Here is a 14911-nt window from a genome sequence, read left to right as displayed (position 1 = left end):
CCGTACCGACCCAGCAGTCCGGTTTCGGCCCGTCACGCAGCGCCGGTCACGCAGCATCGACGGCCACCACTCCTTGTCGCAGCGCGGCAACGGCACGGGCGGCGGTTCGCGACAGCTCGGGTTCGGGAGCGGCGAGCCGCACCTGGTCGAGGAGGTCGATGACCTGCCGACACCATCGCACGAAGTCGCCGCCGGACAGCGCCTTGCCGTTGTCGCCCGCCGCGACCAGCGCGTCGACGAGCGAATGGTCGGATGCCCACTTGTAGATCGCCTTGACGAAGCCCATGTCCGGCTCCCTGGTCGGTGGCAGTTTGTGCCGAACCTCGTCGGCCCGCAGCTCGTGCCACACCCGCACGGTCTCGGTCAACGCGTGCCTGATGGGTCCGGTTGGGCCGTGCGGGGTGATGTCACCTTCGGAGCGAGACTCGTAGACCACGGCCGAGACCACTGCCGCCAACTCCGCAGCCGACAGCCCCTGCCACAGACCACCCCGGAGACATTCCGCGACCAGAAGATCTGATTCGGAGTAGATCCGGCTCAACCGCGCTCCGTCGTCGGTCACCTTCGGATCCTTGCCTGGGGTCACGTAACCGCGGTCCGCCAGCAGGGCCAGAATGCGGTCGAACGTTCGGGCCAGCGAGTTCGTGGTGGCCGACACCTTCTGCCGCATCGACTCGGTCTCCCGCGCCAGCCGGTTGTAGCGCTCACCGGTTCGCGAGAGTTCCTCACGATCCGGCCGGCTGTGCACCGGATGCGAGCGGATGGCCCGCCGCAAGGTTGCCAACTCCTTGTCGTCGGCGGCAGTCGACTTTCGTCCCACACGATCCGAAGGCTGGGATATACCGCGGGTGATCAGCGCCGCCGCCAGATCCCGACGGGTCTTGGCGGTGCGGTGATCGACGAACCGTGGCAATCGCATCGAGCCGAGAGGCGTTGCAGGCGTGGGGAAATCGGCGGCGGACAGGCGACCGGCCCATTTGTCCTCGGTCAGCACCAGCGGCCGCGGATCGCCGCGATCGTCGTCCGGTTCGAGTACGACTGCCAGTCCGCTGCGCCGCCCGGACGGCACCGAGATCACGTCGCCGCGGCGCAACGCGCGCAACGAGTCGACGGCTTTGTCCCGCCGATCGGACCTGTTCTGACGCTCGAGGGTCTTCTCTCGATCCTTCAGACGCTCGCGCAGTCGCGCATACTCGAAGTACTCCCCATCGGGGCCACCGAGCGTTGCGCCGAGCGTCTCCAACGTCTTCATGTTCTTCTCGATACCGCGGACCATGCCGACGACGGACCGGTCGGCCTGGAACTGCGCGAACGACCGTTCGAGCAACTGGCGCGAATCCGTCGCCCCGAACTGTTCGATCAAATTGATGGACATGTTGTACGCGGGCGCGAAGGAGCTACGGAGGGGAAACGTTCGCGTCGACGCGAGCCCGGCCACCTCGGTCGGTTCGGTACCGGGCTGCCACAGCACGACCGCGTGCCCCTCGACGTCGATGCCGCGTCGCCCGGCCCGGCCGGTCAACTGGGTGTACTCCCCCGGTGTCAACTCCGCGTGCGTCTCACCGTTGAACTTGACCAGCTTCTCGAGCACCACGGTTCGGGCAGGCATGTTGATCCCGAGAGCCAGAGTTTCGGTGGCGAACACCGCTCTGACCAATCCCTTGACGAACAACTCCTCCACGGTGTGGCGGAAGACCGGCAGCATTCCGGCGTGGTGCGCGGCGAACCCCCGTTCGAGCGCATCTCGCCACTCCCAGAAGCCGAGCACCTCCAGATCCTCGCGAGGGAGTTCGGACGTGTGCTTCTCGACGATGTACCTGATCTCCTCGGCCTGCTCCGGTGTCGTCAGAACCAGGCGCGAACGCATGCACTGAGTCAGGGCCCCGTCGCACCCTGCTCGACTGAAGATGAACGTGATGGCCGGGAGCAGACCTTCCTCGTCGAGCTTGGCGATCACGTCGGGACGAGCCAGCGGACGGTTGGCACCTCCCCCGCCCTGGTGTCCGCCGCGGCCGCCGCCCCCGCTTCGACCTCCGCGTCCTCGACTGTGCGGCGCGTGCCATCGATCCATCGAGTCCAACGACTGACGCTGTTTGACGTGACGCACCAGTTCTCGGTCCACGACGACCTTCTGGTGGCCGTCCGGTGACTGAGCTCGGGTGTCGAAAAGATCGAACAACCGACGTCCCACCATGATGTGCTGGGAGAGCGGAACAGGACGGTTCTCGTCCACGACCACCGACGTATCGCCGCGAACGGTACTCATCCACGCGCCGAACTCCTCGGCATTGCTGACCGTTGCGGACAGGCTCACCAGACGCACGTCGTCCGAGAGATGCAGGATCACTTCTTCCCAGACCGCACCTCGGAACCGATCGGCGAGGTAGTGCACCTCGTCCATCACCACGTGCGAGAGTCCGCGTAACGCGTCGGAGGAGGCGTAGAGCATGTTGCGCAGCACCTCGGTCGTCATGATGACGATGGGTGCATCCGGGTTGATGGACGAATCTCCGGTCAACAGACCGACCGTGTCGCGCCCGTATCGCGCAGTCAACTCGGCGAACTTCTGGTTGCTCAGCGCCTTGATGGGGGTGGTGTAGAAGCATTTGCGACCGGCCGCGAGGGCCAGGTGCACCGCGAATTCGCCGATCACCGTCTTGCCTGCGCCGGTCGGGGCGCAGACCAACACACCGTGACCGTTCTCCAACGCAGTGCATGCATCCACCTGGAAGCGGTCCAGCGGGAAACTCAGCTCCGCGGAAAATCGTTGCAGTTCAGTGGGTTCTGGCCTGGACTGGGTGTCGACAACAGCCTCGCTCATGGTCGCGCCCAGACGCTGGGACCTACATCAGATCGTGTCGTCGTACCGGGCCTGTGTTCGGGACGCAATGCCGATATCGCCCACCGGCGGTGTCGGAGCGACAGCGTGTGGGGCCTGGATAGAACTCGCGCCTTCGATGCGTGTTGCTTCGTCATCTGACACATCACCCCATTCGTCTCTTCTCTTGCGCAACTTACGCTTGTCGTGAATCCGCGCAATCTGCACTGCCATCTCGAAGAGCACCGTCAGAGCCAGCGCCAGGGCCAGCATCGAGAAGGGGTCTTGTCCGGGCGTTGCGATCGCGGCGAACACGAACAGTCCGAAAATCAGCCCGCGTCGCCACGCCTTCAGGCGCTCGTAGGTGAGAACACCGACGAAGTTCAACCCGACGACCAGCAACGGTATTTCGAAGCTGACACCGAAGATGATCAGAAGGTTGATCAGGAAGCCGAAGTACTGATCGCCGCTCAATGCCGTGATCTGGACGTTGTCACCGATCGACAGCAGAAAATGCAAGCCCTTGGCGACGACGAAATACGCCAGAATCGCTCCCGTCACGAACAGCGCAGCTGCACCGGTGACGAAGGAGACAGCATAACGGCGTTCGTTGGCGTACAGGCCGGGAGTGATGAATGCCCAGATCTGGTACAGCCAGATGGGGCAGGCAAGGACGACGCCTGCGGTGAAGGCCACCTTGAAGCGCAACAGGAACTGGTCGAACGGGCCGGTGGCGAGCAGGCGGCACTGATCGTCGTTACTCAGATCCGCACGTAGGCTCGGGTCCAACGTGCAGTACGGGCCTCGCAGCAGATCGCCGAGGCTTTCGACGCCGAAGATCGAGTGTGAGTACCAGAAGAATCCGAATGCAGTGGTCACCGCGATGGCCAGCAGCGACCAGAGCAGCCGGGTTCGCAGCTCGTACAGGTGATCGACCAACGACATCGTGCCGTCGGGATTGACTCGACGCTTACTGCGCCGTGGATCGAACGGAATGCGCATGGTGTTCTACGGTCAGCCTTCTTAGGTCGGCAGGCGGCACGAGGCCGTCACCGACAGCAGTGAACCTGCGGTGCCGACGCGGCACCGCAGGTGTGCTGAGCGGCGTCGCTCAGGCAGACTTCGCGTCGTGCTGGGGTGTGCTCTCGGTCTGCGCCACGGGTGCCGGCGAGGGCAGCTGAGCGGGTGCGGCCGGCTGCTGTGCAGTCGCGGTGTCGGTGTCGGATTTGCCGTCGTTCTGCATCTCCTTGACCTCGCTCTTGAAGATGCGCAACGAGCGTCCGAGTCCACGCGCAGCCTCGGGCAGCTTCTTGGAACCGAACAGAATGATGACGACCACCGCGACGATGGCCCAGTGCCAGGGACTGGTGAATCCCATGTGAACCTCCTGAGATCAGATGAATCGAGCGTACCCGACGGCGGGCGGTGCGCTCGGCAACGGAGCGCACCGCTTCACCTCACGTTCATGTTGCAACAGTGCCGCCGGTGTCGGTGGCGTCGAGCTCCGCGTAGGCATTCAGGGCGGACCGCGCGCGATCGCGGACGGAATTCACCAAGGATTCAGGTCCCAGTACGGTGACGCCACCGCCGAACCCGAGGGTCAACCGGGTCATCCACTGCAGCGTCGCAAAACGCATGGTCACCTCGATGGACCCGTCCGAATCGGCGGCTACCTGCGTCATCGGGTAGTAGTCGAGGATCCAGGTGAACGCAGGTGAGACGCGCAACCGCGCTTGGGACAGTGAGGGGTCGTCGTTGAAGATCTCGAACGCGTCCTCGTCCTGGACCGACTCCGGCGGCGACGACGGTTCGTCGAGTTCGGTGGCCGAGTCGATGCGGTCGAACCTGAACAGACGAACGCCCTCGGCACCGCGACACCAAGCCTGCAGATAACTGTTGTCGTCGACCACCACGGTCCTGATCGGATCGACGATGCGCTCGGTGAGCACGTCTCGCGACGCCGAGTAATAGGTGAGTTCGAGTGCGTGCCGGGCTCGGAGCGCAGACCGGACGGTGCTCGACACCGGACCTTCCTCCTCCGCAGCCGTGTCGTGGTCGGACGAGAGCGGCACGTTCGCCGCTGCCGACCCGGCTGCGGTCTCGATCTTCGCGATCGCCCGCTGAGCAGCCGACGGATCGACCATCCCCGGCATCGAGGTCAACGACCGAAGTGCGACCAACAGTGCCGTGGCCTCGGTGGACGTCAACCGCAGCGGCCTGTCGATCCCGGCGGAGAAGGTGACGTCGATGCTCTCCTCCGAGAACGACAGATCGATGAGGTCACCCGGTCCGTACCCAGGCAGACCGCACATCCAGAGCTGATTGAGATCGGCCATCAGCGTCGCCGTGGTCACGCCCAGTTCCCGAGCGGCCTCCTCGGCGCTCAACCCCGGATTGGCCATGAAGAAGGGCACCATGTTGAGCAGGCGGGCCAACCGCACCGACAGACGCGCGCTCATCGTTCGTTCTCCAGTTCGGCTGCAGTCTGCAAGGTCGAGATGACATCGGCCCGCAGCTCTGCCGGAGCCAACACCATCGCGTCGGGACCGTGACCGGCGATGAGCCGCGAAATCCAATCCCAGGACCGTACCGGAACCTCGACGACCGTTCCGGTACGCGAGCCCACCGTCTGCTCCCCTACCACGGTGCCCATCCTCCGCAGCTCCGTCGCTCGACCGTCCTGCAGCCACACTCGCGCGGTACCCGATACCGAGGACGTGCCCGCGACGCGGCGAACGATGTCCTGTAGATCGATATCGTCGGGCTTGCGGACACTCTGCGGTGAACCGAAGGCTTTGACGTCGTCGCCGATCCGAGACAGTCGGAAGGTTCGGGTGTCGTCTCGGTCCACGTCGTGTCCCACGAGGTACCACCGTCCCCGGAACGTCACAACGCCCCACGGCTGGACGGTTCGAGTGACGAACGGCTCGGTCAACGACGGTCGATGCTCGAACCGCACCGACTTCCCCTGGTCGATCGCTGCGAGCAGGGCACCCAGTGCGGGCTCGGACCCGCGGGTTCGAGCGGGGACGGCTGTGACGGCAGCAGCCGACTCGTTCTGATCGACCTGAATACCTGCGGCGCGAAGCTTGAGCAGCGCACTCTGCGCCGCGGACGTCAGCTCCGGTGATTCCCACAGTTTGACGGCCACCGCGACCGCAGCCGATTCCTCGCTGTTGAGATCGATGTCCGGCAGCTCGTAGGCATCTCGGTTGATGCGATAGCCCTCGACACCACCGAACCGCGTGGCGATGCCGGTCTCGAGCGGCACCCCGAGATCGCGTAGTTCGTTCTTGTCGCGTTCGAACATCCTGCTGAACGCTTCGAGGCTCGTCGAGTCGTCGTACCCGGCGACGCTCTCGCGGATCCACTCCGCGGTCAGGAACTGACGCGTCGACAACAGACAGATGACCAGGTTCATCAGGCGTTCGACTTTGGTGGTGGCCACGACAGTCGAGCCTAGTTGTTCACCGACCACCGGAGCCGTAGCGACCCGAGTTGCCTGAGTCGCTACCTTGCCTCCAGCCGAGTCGCGTTCGTACTACATCGATGCGATGAGTCGCTCGACGCGCTCGTCGACCGAACGGAAGGGGTCCTTGCACAACACCGTTCGCTGCGCCTGATCGTTGAGTTTGAGGTGCACCCAGTCGACGGTGAAGTCGCGTCCGGCTTCCTGGGCCGCGGTGATGAATTCGCCGCGTAGCTTCGCGCGGGTCGTCTGCGGCGGCAGATTCACCGCTTCGTCGATCTGCTCGTCCTCCGTCACCCGCTTGACCAGGCCCTTGCGCTGCAGCACATCGAACACTCCGCGTCCGCGTTTGATGTCGTGGTAGGCAAGGTCGAGCTGAGCGATCTTGGGATCGGAGAGTTCCATCGAGTAGCGGTCTTGATACCGCTCGAACAGCTTGCGTTTGATGACCCAGTCGATTTCGGTGTCGACCTTGGCGAAGTCCTGCGACTCGATGGCATCGAGTGTGCGGCCCCATAGATCGACCACCTGGGTCACCTGATCATTCGGCTCCCGCGTCTGGAGATGCTCGACGGCCCTGGCGTAGTACTCACGCTGGATTTCGAGTGCGCTGGCCTGACGACCACCGGCGAGGCGGACCGGCCTACGGCCGGTAAGATCGTGGCTGACCTCGCGAATGGCCCGAATCGGATTGTCTAGCGCGAAGTCTCGGAAAGAGACGCCTGCCTCGATCATCTCGAGTACGAGTGCGGCCGTCCCCACCTTCAGCATGGTCGAAGTCTCGGCCATGTTGGAGTCGCCGACGATGACATGGAGCCGGCGATACTTCTCGGCATCGGCGTGCGGCTCGTCGCGGGTGTTGATGATCGGCCGCGATCGAGTGGTGGCCGACGACACGCCTTCCCAGATGTGTTCGGCGCGCTGCGAGAGGCAGAACGTCGCGGCCTTGGGTGTCTGCAGCACCTTGCCTGCGCCACAGATCAATTGGCGGGTGACCAGGAACGGTAGGAGCACATCCGAGATGCGGGAGAATTCGCCTGCTCGCTGGACGAGGAAATTCTCGTGGCAACCGTAGGAGTTACCCGCCGAATCGGTGTTGTTCTTGAACAGGTAGATATCTCCGCCGATGCCCTCCTCGGCGAGACGCTGTTCGGCGTCGATCAGCAGATCCTCGAGTACCCGCTCGCCCGCGCGGTCATGCGTGACCAACTGCAGCAGGCTGTCGCACTCGGCAGTGGCGTACTCGGGATGCGAACCGACATCGAGATAGAGGCGAGCGCCGTTGCGGAGGAACACATTCGAGCTGCGGCCCCACGACACCACGCGACGGAAGAGGTAGCGGGCCACCTCGTCCGGACTCAGCCGTCGATGTCCGTGAAAGGTACATGTGACACCGAACTCGGTCTCGATGCCCATAATTCGTCGCTGCACACTTCGACACTACAACGCAACCCACCGATGGATGTGTCGGAGCGCCTCGATGGCGCACATGCCTAGGCTGGGCCCCATGACTTCCACGCCTACGTCTGTTGCGGCCTCGGTTCACGCGTGGGACCTGTCCCTGGTTGCGCGAAGCGCAGCACTGCGCTCGAGCAGGGCCGACGCGGGTCTGCGCGCGCTGAGCACGGCCGCCGATCACAGTCGCCTGTGGCTCGGCGCGGCGGCACTTCTCGGCGCGGCCGGTGGTTCGGCCCGACGCGGCGGCGTGCGGGGGCTGATCGCCGTGGCGGGCGCGAGCGCCGTGGCGAACGGTCTGCTCAAGCCGTTGTTCCCGAGGTCGAGGCCGGCTACCGAGCTGGTTCCCGTGCTGCGCCGGGTGCTCGCCCCGCCGGTGTCCTCGTCGTTTCCCTCCGGTCACTCGGCGTCCGCGGCCGCCTTCGTCACCGCGGTCGCCATCGAATCACCGCAGGCAGGATTGCTGCTGGCTCCGGTCGCCGCCGCAGTCTGCTATTCCCGGGTTCACGTCGGCGTCCACTGGCCCACCGATGTCGTCGCCGGAGCGGCGCTCGGCTCGGCGATCGCGCTGTCGACCCGACGCTGGTGGGCCGTGCGTTCCGCGAAGCCCGCCGATCTCGGCTCGCCGGTCGAGGTCGAGGCGCTACCGGGCGGACGGGGACTGTTGGTGCTGGTCAATCCCGGATCCGGTGACGGTTCGGAGGCGGTACCGGACGCCATCCGTCGCGAGCTCCCCGACGCAGACCTGTTCGTTCCCGATCCCGAGAGGGACTTCAACGAGCAACTGGAAGAGAGAATTCGGGACACGACGCCGCGTGCTCTCGGAGTGTGCGGAGGCGATGGCACGGTCGTCAGCGTCGCCGCCTCGGCTGCCCGTAACGGCTTGCCGCTCGCGGCGTTTCCGGGGGGCACTCTCAACCACTTCGCTCGCGATACCGGTCTGACCGCAGTCGAGGACACCGCTGCCGCCGTCGAGGCGGGCACCGCCGAACTGGTCGATATCGCCGAGGTGGACGTCGACGGCCGTGGTGTGTCGTTCGTCAACACCGCGACGTTCGGGGGGTACCCCGACTCGGTGCGGTTACGGCAGAAGCTGCAGAAGCGAATCGGTAAGTGGCCGGCCGCTGCGGTTGCGATGACGAGAGTGCTCGCGGCTGCAGAGCCACTGAACATTCGACTCGACGGGGTGGCTCACTCGGTGTGGATGCTCTTCGTCGGCAACGGTACCTACGATCCGATCGATCAAGTTCCCATGTCGCGCAGCAGCATTCATACCGGCACCCTCGATGTTCGCTTTCTCCCGTCGGAGCCCAAGGCATCGAGAACACGACTGCTGTGGGCGACGATCACCGGAACGCTCGGCTCGTCGCCTGCCTACGTGCGCAGTGTGGCGCAACGATTGACCGTCGAGGTGGACGGTGCCCCGGTTGCCCTCGCAGCCGACGGCGAGGTCGTCGGGGACGGCACGACATTCCAGTTCACCAGCGACAAGAACGGCCTCGTGCTCTATCGGAAGCGATAGAGCACGAGGCCGTCGCCTCGATCCGAAATGTCGAAGCTACTGCGGAGTCTCAGGTTCAGCAGTGCCGTCGACGGTCTCGGCCGATGCCGGCAACATGTCCGCCAGAGCAGCTCCGGCGATACGCCGGAATGCTCGACGCGGCCGTCCCTGATCCAGGACAGCTACTTCCAGGGCCGACACCTCGAGGACCTTCTTCTCGGGCTCTGCGCCGGCAGTCGCAGGCGACGTCGGACCGGCGGTGAGCGCGTCGACGGCAATCCGAACCGCGTCCGCCAACCCGAGGCCGGAACGGTAAGTATCTTTCAGCGCGGCCACGATGGGCTCGGTGGTCCCGCCCATGACGACGAAATCCTGTTCGTCGACGATGGAGCCGTCGTACGTGATGCGGTACAGCTGCGTGGCCATCGGCTCGTCCTGATGGGACACCTCGGCGACGCAGATCTCGACCTCGTACGGCTTGAGCTGCTCGGTGAAGATCGTGCCCAGCGCCTGGGCGTAGGTCTTCGCCAGCGACCGGCCGGTAACATCGCGTCGATCGTAGGTGTATCCCTTGATGTCCGCGTGCTGGATGCCGGCTTTGCGTAGGTTCTCGAACTCGTTGTACTTGCCGACGGCAGCGAATCCGATGCGGTCGTAGAGTTCACTGACCTTGTGCAGCGCGGTCGAGCGATTCTCGGCGACGAACAGGACCCCGTCGGCGTAGGCCAGCACGATGACACTGCGACCGCGACCGATTCCCTTGCGCGCCAATTCCGAACGATCGCGCATGATCTGCTCGGCAGATGCGTAGTACGGCATCGTCATAGCGCGCTACCCCCTTCGCTGACTTCCTGGCCGGCTCGGGTGTGGTGGTCCGCGCCGCCGGTGTGTGCTGCGCTCTCGGTTCGTTCTGCCAGAACCGATCGGGCAGCAGCCGATATTCGATCGTGCGCGACGTCGTCCGCTCCGACGCTCGTGATGGCAACTGCTGTCGGGTAGATGCCGCGGGTGACATCGGGACCACCGGTGGCCGAGTCGTCGTCGGCGGCGTCGTACAGCGACTCGACTGCAGCACGAAGCGCCTCGTCCTCGGACATTCCGGGGCGGTACAACTTCTTCAGCGCAGACTTGGCGAACAACGAACCCGAACCCACTGCGTGATAGCCCGACCGCTCCTCGTAACGCCCGCCGACCACGTCGTACGACACGATGCGTCCGGCTCTGTCGGGATCGGAGATGTCGATATCGAATCCGACCAGTAACGGCACCGCAGCGAGTCCCTGCATCGCCGCACCCAGATTGCTGCGGACCATCGACGACAACTTGTTGGCCTTGCCGTTGAAGGTGAGCGGTACGCCCTCGATCTTCTCGTAGTGCTCGAGTTCGACAGCGAACAGGCGAACCAATTCGATTGCGATACCGGCAGTTCCGGCGATACCGGCAGCGGAGTACTCGTCGGTGACGTAGACCTTCTGCATGTCACGGTTGGCGATCAGATTGCCCTGAGTGGCGCGCCGATCACCGGCGATCAGCACCCCGCCCGCGTAGGTGAGGGCGACGATCGTCGTCCCGTGCGGAGCGATGCCGGACTTGTCGGTGGTGCCGTTGGCGGCGTGGGACGCCAGGTCCGCGGCGAGGCCGCTCTCCGGCAGCAGGTGCGGGGCGTGCTGCCGGAGGTAGTCGGAGAAGGACGAGCTACTGGACCCCAGCGGAATCGCCGGTCCGTCGCCTGCCGACCGTGGGTCCGAACGATCCACCGTCACTGGCCGCCCTTCTGAACGTAGGCGCGGACGAAGTCCTCGGCATTCTCCTCGAGCACGTCGTCGATCTCGTCGAGAAGATCGTCGGTCTCCTCGGCCAACTTCTCGCGCCGTTCCTGGCCACCGGCCCCCGTGTCGCCTGGGACCTCGTCGTCGTCGCCGCCGCCCGAGCGCCGTGTCTGCTCCTGAGCCATAGTCGCCGACCTCCTCCGTGTATCGAGAAAACACATCTACTGCACGCTCGCCGGGTCATCCGAGGCGCACCGGCGTGGATGTGCAAGTGCTACCGAACGTTCCGCCGAAAGTGCACGGACCTTTACCCTACCGACAGTCCGACCTCGCCGGTTGGCAAGACACCGCCGAACGACCGAACCGAATGCCCTGGCCGATCAGGTGGTGAGCTGGTCGACCAGTTCCGCTGCACTGTCCACGGACTCCAGCAGGGCACCGACGTGGGATTTCGTTCCCCGCAACGGCTCGAGCGTCGGAATCCGAACCAGGGAATCGCCACCGAGGTCGAAGATGACCGAGTCCCAGCTCGCTGCAGCGATGTCGGCACCGAATTTGCGCAGGCATTCGCCGCGGAAGTAGGCCCTCGTGTCGTCCGGCGGTGTACCGACCGCATCGAGAACTTGCTGCTCGGTCACGAGACGATCCATCGAACCGCGGGCGACCAACCTGTTGTAGAGCCCCTTGTCGAGGCGAACATCGGAGTACTGCAGGTCGACCAGGTGCAACCGCGGCGCAGACCAGCCGAGGCCCTCACGCTGTCGGAACCCTTCGAGCAGTCGCAATTTCGCCGGCCAGTCCAGCAGATGCGCGCATTCCATGGGATCGCGCTCGAGCAGGTCAAGCACCATTGCCCACTTGTCGAGCACGTCCAGTGCTCGTGCGTCGTCGCTGCCCTCGGCGGCCACGAACTTCGCCGCCCGCTGGTGGTAGATCCGCTGCAGCGCAAGGCCTGTCAGTTCGCGGCCGTCGGCGAGTGCCACGGCCTTGCGCAGGGTGGGATCGTGGCTGATCTGATGGACAGCCGTGACCGGCCTGGCCAGCTGCAGATCCGACAGATCGACGCCCGCCTCGATGAGGTCGAGCACGAGGGCCGTGGTTCCCACCTTGAGGTAGGTCGACATCTCCGCCAGGTTGGCGTCGCCGATGATGCAGTGCAGACGTCGGTACTTGTCTGCGTCCGCGTGCGGTTCGTCCCTGGTGTTGATGATGCCGCGCTTGAGAGTGGTCTCGAGTCCGACCTCCACCTCGATGTAGTCCGCTCGTTGGGAGAGCTGGAACCCGGCCTCGTCGCCCGATTGGCCGATACCGACTCGGCCGGAACCGGTGATGACCTGCCTGGAGGCGAAGAACGGCGAGAGCCCCGCGATCACCGCCGAGAACGGCGTCTCGCGTGACATCAGGTAGTTCTCGTGCGTGCCGTACGACGCGCCTTTGCCGTCGACGTTGTTCTTGTACAGCTGCAGTCGCGGAGCCCCCGGGACGCTCGACGCATGGCGTGCGGCCGCTTCCATGACGCGTTCGCCGGCCTTGTCCCAGATCACTGCGTCCAGTGGATCCCGCACCTCCGGAGCCGAGTACTCGGGGTGCGCGTGATCGACGTACAGGCGGGCACCGTTGGTGAGAATCATGTTCGCTGCGCCGATCTCGTCGGCGTCGATGACCGGGGCCGGTCCGCTGAACCGTCCGAGATCGAAGCCTCGGGCATCGCGCAGCGGTGATTCCACCTCGTAGTCCCAGCGCGTGCGCTTGGCACGGGGTACTCCTGCGGCTGCCGCGTATGCCAACACCGCCTGGGTGGACGTCAGGATCGGGTTGGCGGTGGGTTCGGTCGGTGAAGAAATGCCGTACTCGACCTCGATACCGATGATGCGCTGCATAAGTCGAGCCTAGACGGCCGACAGATGCAGTTCGGGGCGCGCCCTGTGCGGACGCGCCCCGAAAACTGCTCGATGGTGGATCTACAGGTACTGACCGGTGTTGGCCTCGGTGTCGATCGCCCGGCTCGCGCTGGCGTTCTTGCCGGTGACCAACGTGCGGATGTAGACGATTCGCTCGCCCTTCTTACCGGAGATGCGAGCCCAGTCGTCCGGGTTCGTGGTGTTCGGCAGATCTTCGTTCTCGGCGAATTCGTCGACGATGGAATCGAAGAGGTGCTGAATCCGCAGACCGGCGTTTCCGGTTTCGAGAACCGACTTGATGGCGTACTTCTTCGCCCGGTCGACGATGTTCTGGATCATCGCGCCGGAGTTGAAGTCCTTGAAGTACAGAACTTCCTTGTCCCCGTTGGCATAGGTGACCTCGAGGAACCGATTGTCGTCACTCTCGGCGTACATGCGCTCGACGACACGGTCGATCATGCCCCGGATGCACGCCGCGCGATCGCCGCCGAACTCGGCGACATCGTCGGCGTTGACCGGAAGCGAATCGGTCAGGTACTTCGAGAAGATGTCCTGTGCCGATTCGGCGTCGGGACGCTCGATCTTGATCTTCACATCGAGCCGGCCGGGTCGCAGGATCGCGGGGTCGATCATGTCCTCGCGGTTGGACGCACCGATCACGATGACGTTCTCGAGGCCCTCGACACCGTCGATCTCGGCGAGCAGCTGCGGAACGACCGTCGTCTCCACGTCGGACGAGACGCCCGAGCCACGGGTACGGAAGATCGAGTCCATCTCGTCGAAGAACACGATGACCGGCGTACCCTCGGACGCTTTCTCGCGCGCCCGCTGGAAGATCATGCGGATGTGACGCTCGGTCTCACCGACGAACTTGTTGAGCAGCTCGGGACCCTTGATATTGAGGAAGAACGACTTCGCCTCCCGCGCATCCTGACCACGTGCCTCGGCGATCTTCTTCGCCAGCGAGTTGGCAACGGCCTTGGCAATAAGCGTCTTTCCGCACCCGGGAGGGCCGTACAGCAGCACGCCCTTCGGCGGACGCAGTGAGTACTCGCGGAACAGATCCTTGTGCAGGAAAGGCAGCTCGACGGCGTCCCTGATCTGCTCGATCTGCCGCCCGAGACCGCCGATGTCCTCGTATCCGACGTCCGGCACCTCCTCGAGGACGAGATCCTCCACCTCGGCCTTGGGAACTCGCTCGAACGCGTAACCGGCCTTGGTGTCGACCAGCAGTGAATCGCCGGGACGCAGCTTTCGGGACGGCTCGTCCGGGTCGATCGGGCCGTCGTCGTTGACCATGTCGATCAACGGCTTGGCCAGCCAGACGACCCGTTCCTCGTCGGCATGTCCGACGACGAGAGCGCGCGATCCGTCCCCCAGAAGCTCTCGGAGAGTGCTGATCTCGCCGACCTGATCGAAGGTGCACGCCTCGACGATGGTCAACGCCTCGTTCAACCGGACGGTTTGTCCCGGAGCGAGTGTGTCGGCCTCGATGTTGGGTGAGCACGTCAGCCGCATCTTGCGACCGGACGTGAACACGTCGACGGTGCCGTCCTCGAACACGCTCAGCAGGACGCCGTAGCCGCTCGGCGGTTGGCCGAGACGGTCCACCTCCTCGCGCAGCGCGATGAGCTGTTGCCGGGCCTCCTTGAGAGTGTCGAGCAACTTCGTGTTGCGCAGCGACAAGGAATCGACCCGGCCCTCGAGCTCACGTACCTGCTCGGGGGACTCCCCCAGTTGGCGTCGTAGCGACGCGACTTCGGCTCGCACGGCGTCCAGTTCGGCTCTGGCCGCGGCCACATCCGGATTGTCTGTTGAGCTCATGAGCGACTCCTCCCAGTGACGATCTATCAACGCTACCGGCAGCGGCGCGGAGATGCGGACCGACACCTCGAACGGGGTCGGCATCCACTCTGCTCGCCGGCCCCGAAAGGCCATCCCAGTTCATGTTAGCCTCACCTGACCAAACGATGGACAGACGATGGAATCAGGGGCCTC

At 64.7% G+C, this 14911-nt stretch carries 12 protein-coding genes; 1 reads left to right on the top strand and 11 read right to left on the bottom strand.

The annotated features are described in order from the left end of the window. Window positions 1-46: 46 nt before the first annotated feature. The 6 genes from E4P29_RS14965 to pafA all read right to left on the bottom strand — a co-directional run bounded on the left by E4P29_RS14965 (window position 47) and on the right by pafA (window position 7718). Window positions 47-2821 carry a DEAD/DEAH box helicase gene (locus tag E4P29_RS14965; protein WP_135045826.1) on the bottom strand — a complete coding sequence of 925 codons (2775 nt, stop codon included), beginning with the start codon at window positions 2819-2821 and terminating at the stop codon, window positions 47-49. Window positions 2822-2848: 27 nt separating this feature from the next. Then, window positions 2849-3820 carry a twin-arginine translocase subunit TatC gene (gene tatC / locus E4P29_RS14960; RefSeq protein ID WP_135045824.1) on the bottom strand — a complete coding sequence of 324 codons (972 nt, stop codon included), beginning with the start codon at window positions 3818-3820 and terminating at the stop codon, window positions 2849-2851. A 109-nt stretch (window positions 3821-3929) separates the two neighbouring features. Then, window positions 3930-4196 (bottom strand): Sec-independent protein translocase subunit TatA, encoded by a 267-nt coding sequence (tatA, locus tag E4P29_RS14955; protein WP_135045822.1) that lies wholly within the window; start codon window positions 4194-4196, stop codon window positions 3930-3932. Window positions 4197-4281: 85 nt separating this feature from the next. Then, window positions 4282-5277, bottom strand: coding sequence for a YafY family protein (locus E4P29_RS14950; RefSeq protein WP_135045820.1), 996 nt, complete (start codon window positions 5275-5277; stop codon window positions 4282-4284). Continuing rightward, entirely contained in the window at window positions 5274-6266 is a 993-nt protein-coding gene (locus E4P29_RS14945; RefSeq protein WP_135045818.1) for a YafY family protein, read from the bottom strand. The genes E4P29_RS14950 and E4P29_RS14945 overlap by 4 nt, the downstream gene beginning before the upstream one ends. Before the next feature lie 93 nt (window positions 6267-6359). Continuing rightward, window positions 6360-7718: a Pup--protein ligase gene (pafA, locus tag E4P29_RS14940; protein WP_209205412.1), complete on the bottom strand. Its 1359-nt coding sequence runs from the start codon at window positions 7716-7718 to the stop codon at window positions 6360-6362. A gap of 76 nt (window positions 7719-7794) precedes the next feature. Here pafA and E4P29_RS14935 point away from each other — a divergent pair, with 76 nt between their 5' ends. Further along, the gene (locus tag E4P29_RS14935; protein ID WP_135045816.1) at window positions 7795-9264 is read left to right on the top strand and encodes a bifunctional phosphatase PAP2/diacylglycerol kinase family protein; all 1470 of its coding nucleotides are present in this window, start codon (window positions 7795-7797) and stop codon (window positions 9262-9264) included. 36 nt (window positions 9265-9300) lie between these two features. Here the strand turns inward: E4P29_RS14935 and prcA are convergent, their stop codons facing one another. The 5 genes from prcA to arc all read right to left on the bottom strand — a co-directional run bounded on the left by prcA (window position 9301) and on the right by arc (window position 14737). Then, complete coding sequence (gene prcA, locus E4P29_RS14930; RefSeq protein ID WP_135045814.1) at window positions 9301-10068, bottom strand: proteasome subunit alpha; 768 nt, start codon at window positions 10066-10068, stop codon at window positions 9301-9303. Continuing rightward, entirely contained in the window at window positions 10065-11006 is a 942-nt protein-coding gene (prcB, locus tag E4P29_RS14925; protein WP_135045812.1) for a proteasome subunit beta, read from the bottom strand. Before prcB ends, prcA begins: the two co-directional genes overlap by 4 nt. Then, the gene (locus tag E4P29_RS14920; RefSeq protein ID WP_008716348.1) at window positions 11003-11197 is read right to left on the bottom strand and encodes a ubiquitin-like protein Pup; all 195 of its coding nucleotides are present in this window, start codon (window positions 11195-11197) and stop codon (window positions 11003-11005) included. Before E4P29_RS14920 ends, prcB begins: the two co-directional genes overlap by 4 nt. A 195-nt stretch (window positions 11198-11392) precedes the next feature. After that, window positions 11393-12892 (bottom strand): depupylase/deamidase Dop, encoded by a 1500-nt coding sequence (gene dop, locus E4P29_RS14915; protein ID WP_027497085.1) that lies wholly within the window; start codon window positions 12890-12892, stop codon window positions 11393-11395. 81 nt (window positions 12893-12973) lie between these two features. Further along, window positions 12974-14737 (bottom strand): proteasome ATPase, encoded by a 1764-nt coding sequence (gene arc, locus E4P29_RS14910; RefSeq protein ID WP_135045810.1) that lies wholly within the window; start codon window positions 14735-14737, stop codon window positions 12974-12976. Between the last annotated feature and the right edge of the window lie 174 nt (window positions 14738-14911).

This window comes from Rhodococcus sp. 1R11 (assembly GCF_004563845.1).
Classification (GTDB): Bacteria; Actinomycetota; Actinomycetes; order Mycobacteriales; family Mycobacteriaceae; genus Rhodococcoides.
This window is presented reverse-complemented; position numbering and strand designations above follow the sequence as displayed.

Excerpts from the sequence above, each read along its gene's own strand:
- arc (WP_135045810.1), bottom strand. The coding sequence starts at position 14,737 with ATGAGCTCAACAGACAATCCGGATGTGGCCGCGGCCAGAGCCGAACTG.
- dop (WP_027497085.1), bottom strand. The coding sequence starts at position 12,892 with ATGCAGCGCATCATCGGTATCGAGGTCGAGTACGGCATTTCTTCACCG.
- tatC (WP_135045824.1), bottom strand. The coding sequence starts at position 3,820 with ATGCGCATTCCGTTCGATCCACGGCGCAGTAAGCGTCGAGTCAATCCC.
- E4P29_RS14965 (WP_135045826.1), bottom strand. The coding sequence starts at position 2,821 with ATGAGCGAGGCTGTTGTCGACACCCAGTCCAGGCCAGAACCCACTGAA.
- E4P29_RS14935 (WP_135045816.1), top strand. The coding sequence starts at position 7,795 with ATGACTTCCACGCCTACGTCTGTTGCGGCCTCGGTTCACGCGTGGGAC.
- prcA (WP_135045814.1), bottom strand. The coding sequence starts at position 10,068 with ATGACGATGCCGTACTACGCATCTGCCGAGCAGATCATGCGCGATCGT.
- tatA (WP_135045822.1), bottom strand. The coding sequence starts at position 4,196 with ATGGGATTCACCAGTCCCTGGCACTGGGCCATCGTCGCGGTGGTCGTC.
- E4P29_RS14920 (WP_008716348.1), bottom strand. The coding sequence starts at position 11,197 with ATGGCTCAGGAGCAGACACGGCGCTCGGGCGGCGGCGACGACGACGAG.
- E4P29_RS14950 (WP_135045820.1), bottom strand. The coding sequence starts at position 5,277 with ATGAGCGCGCGTCTGTCGGTGCGGTTGGCCCGCCTGCTCAACATGGTG.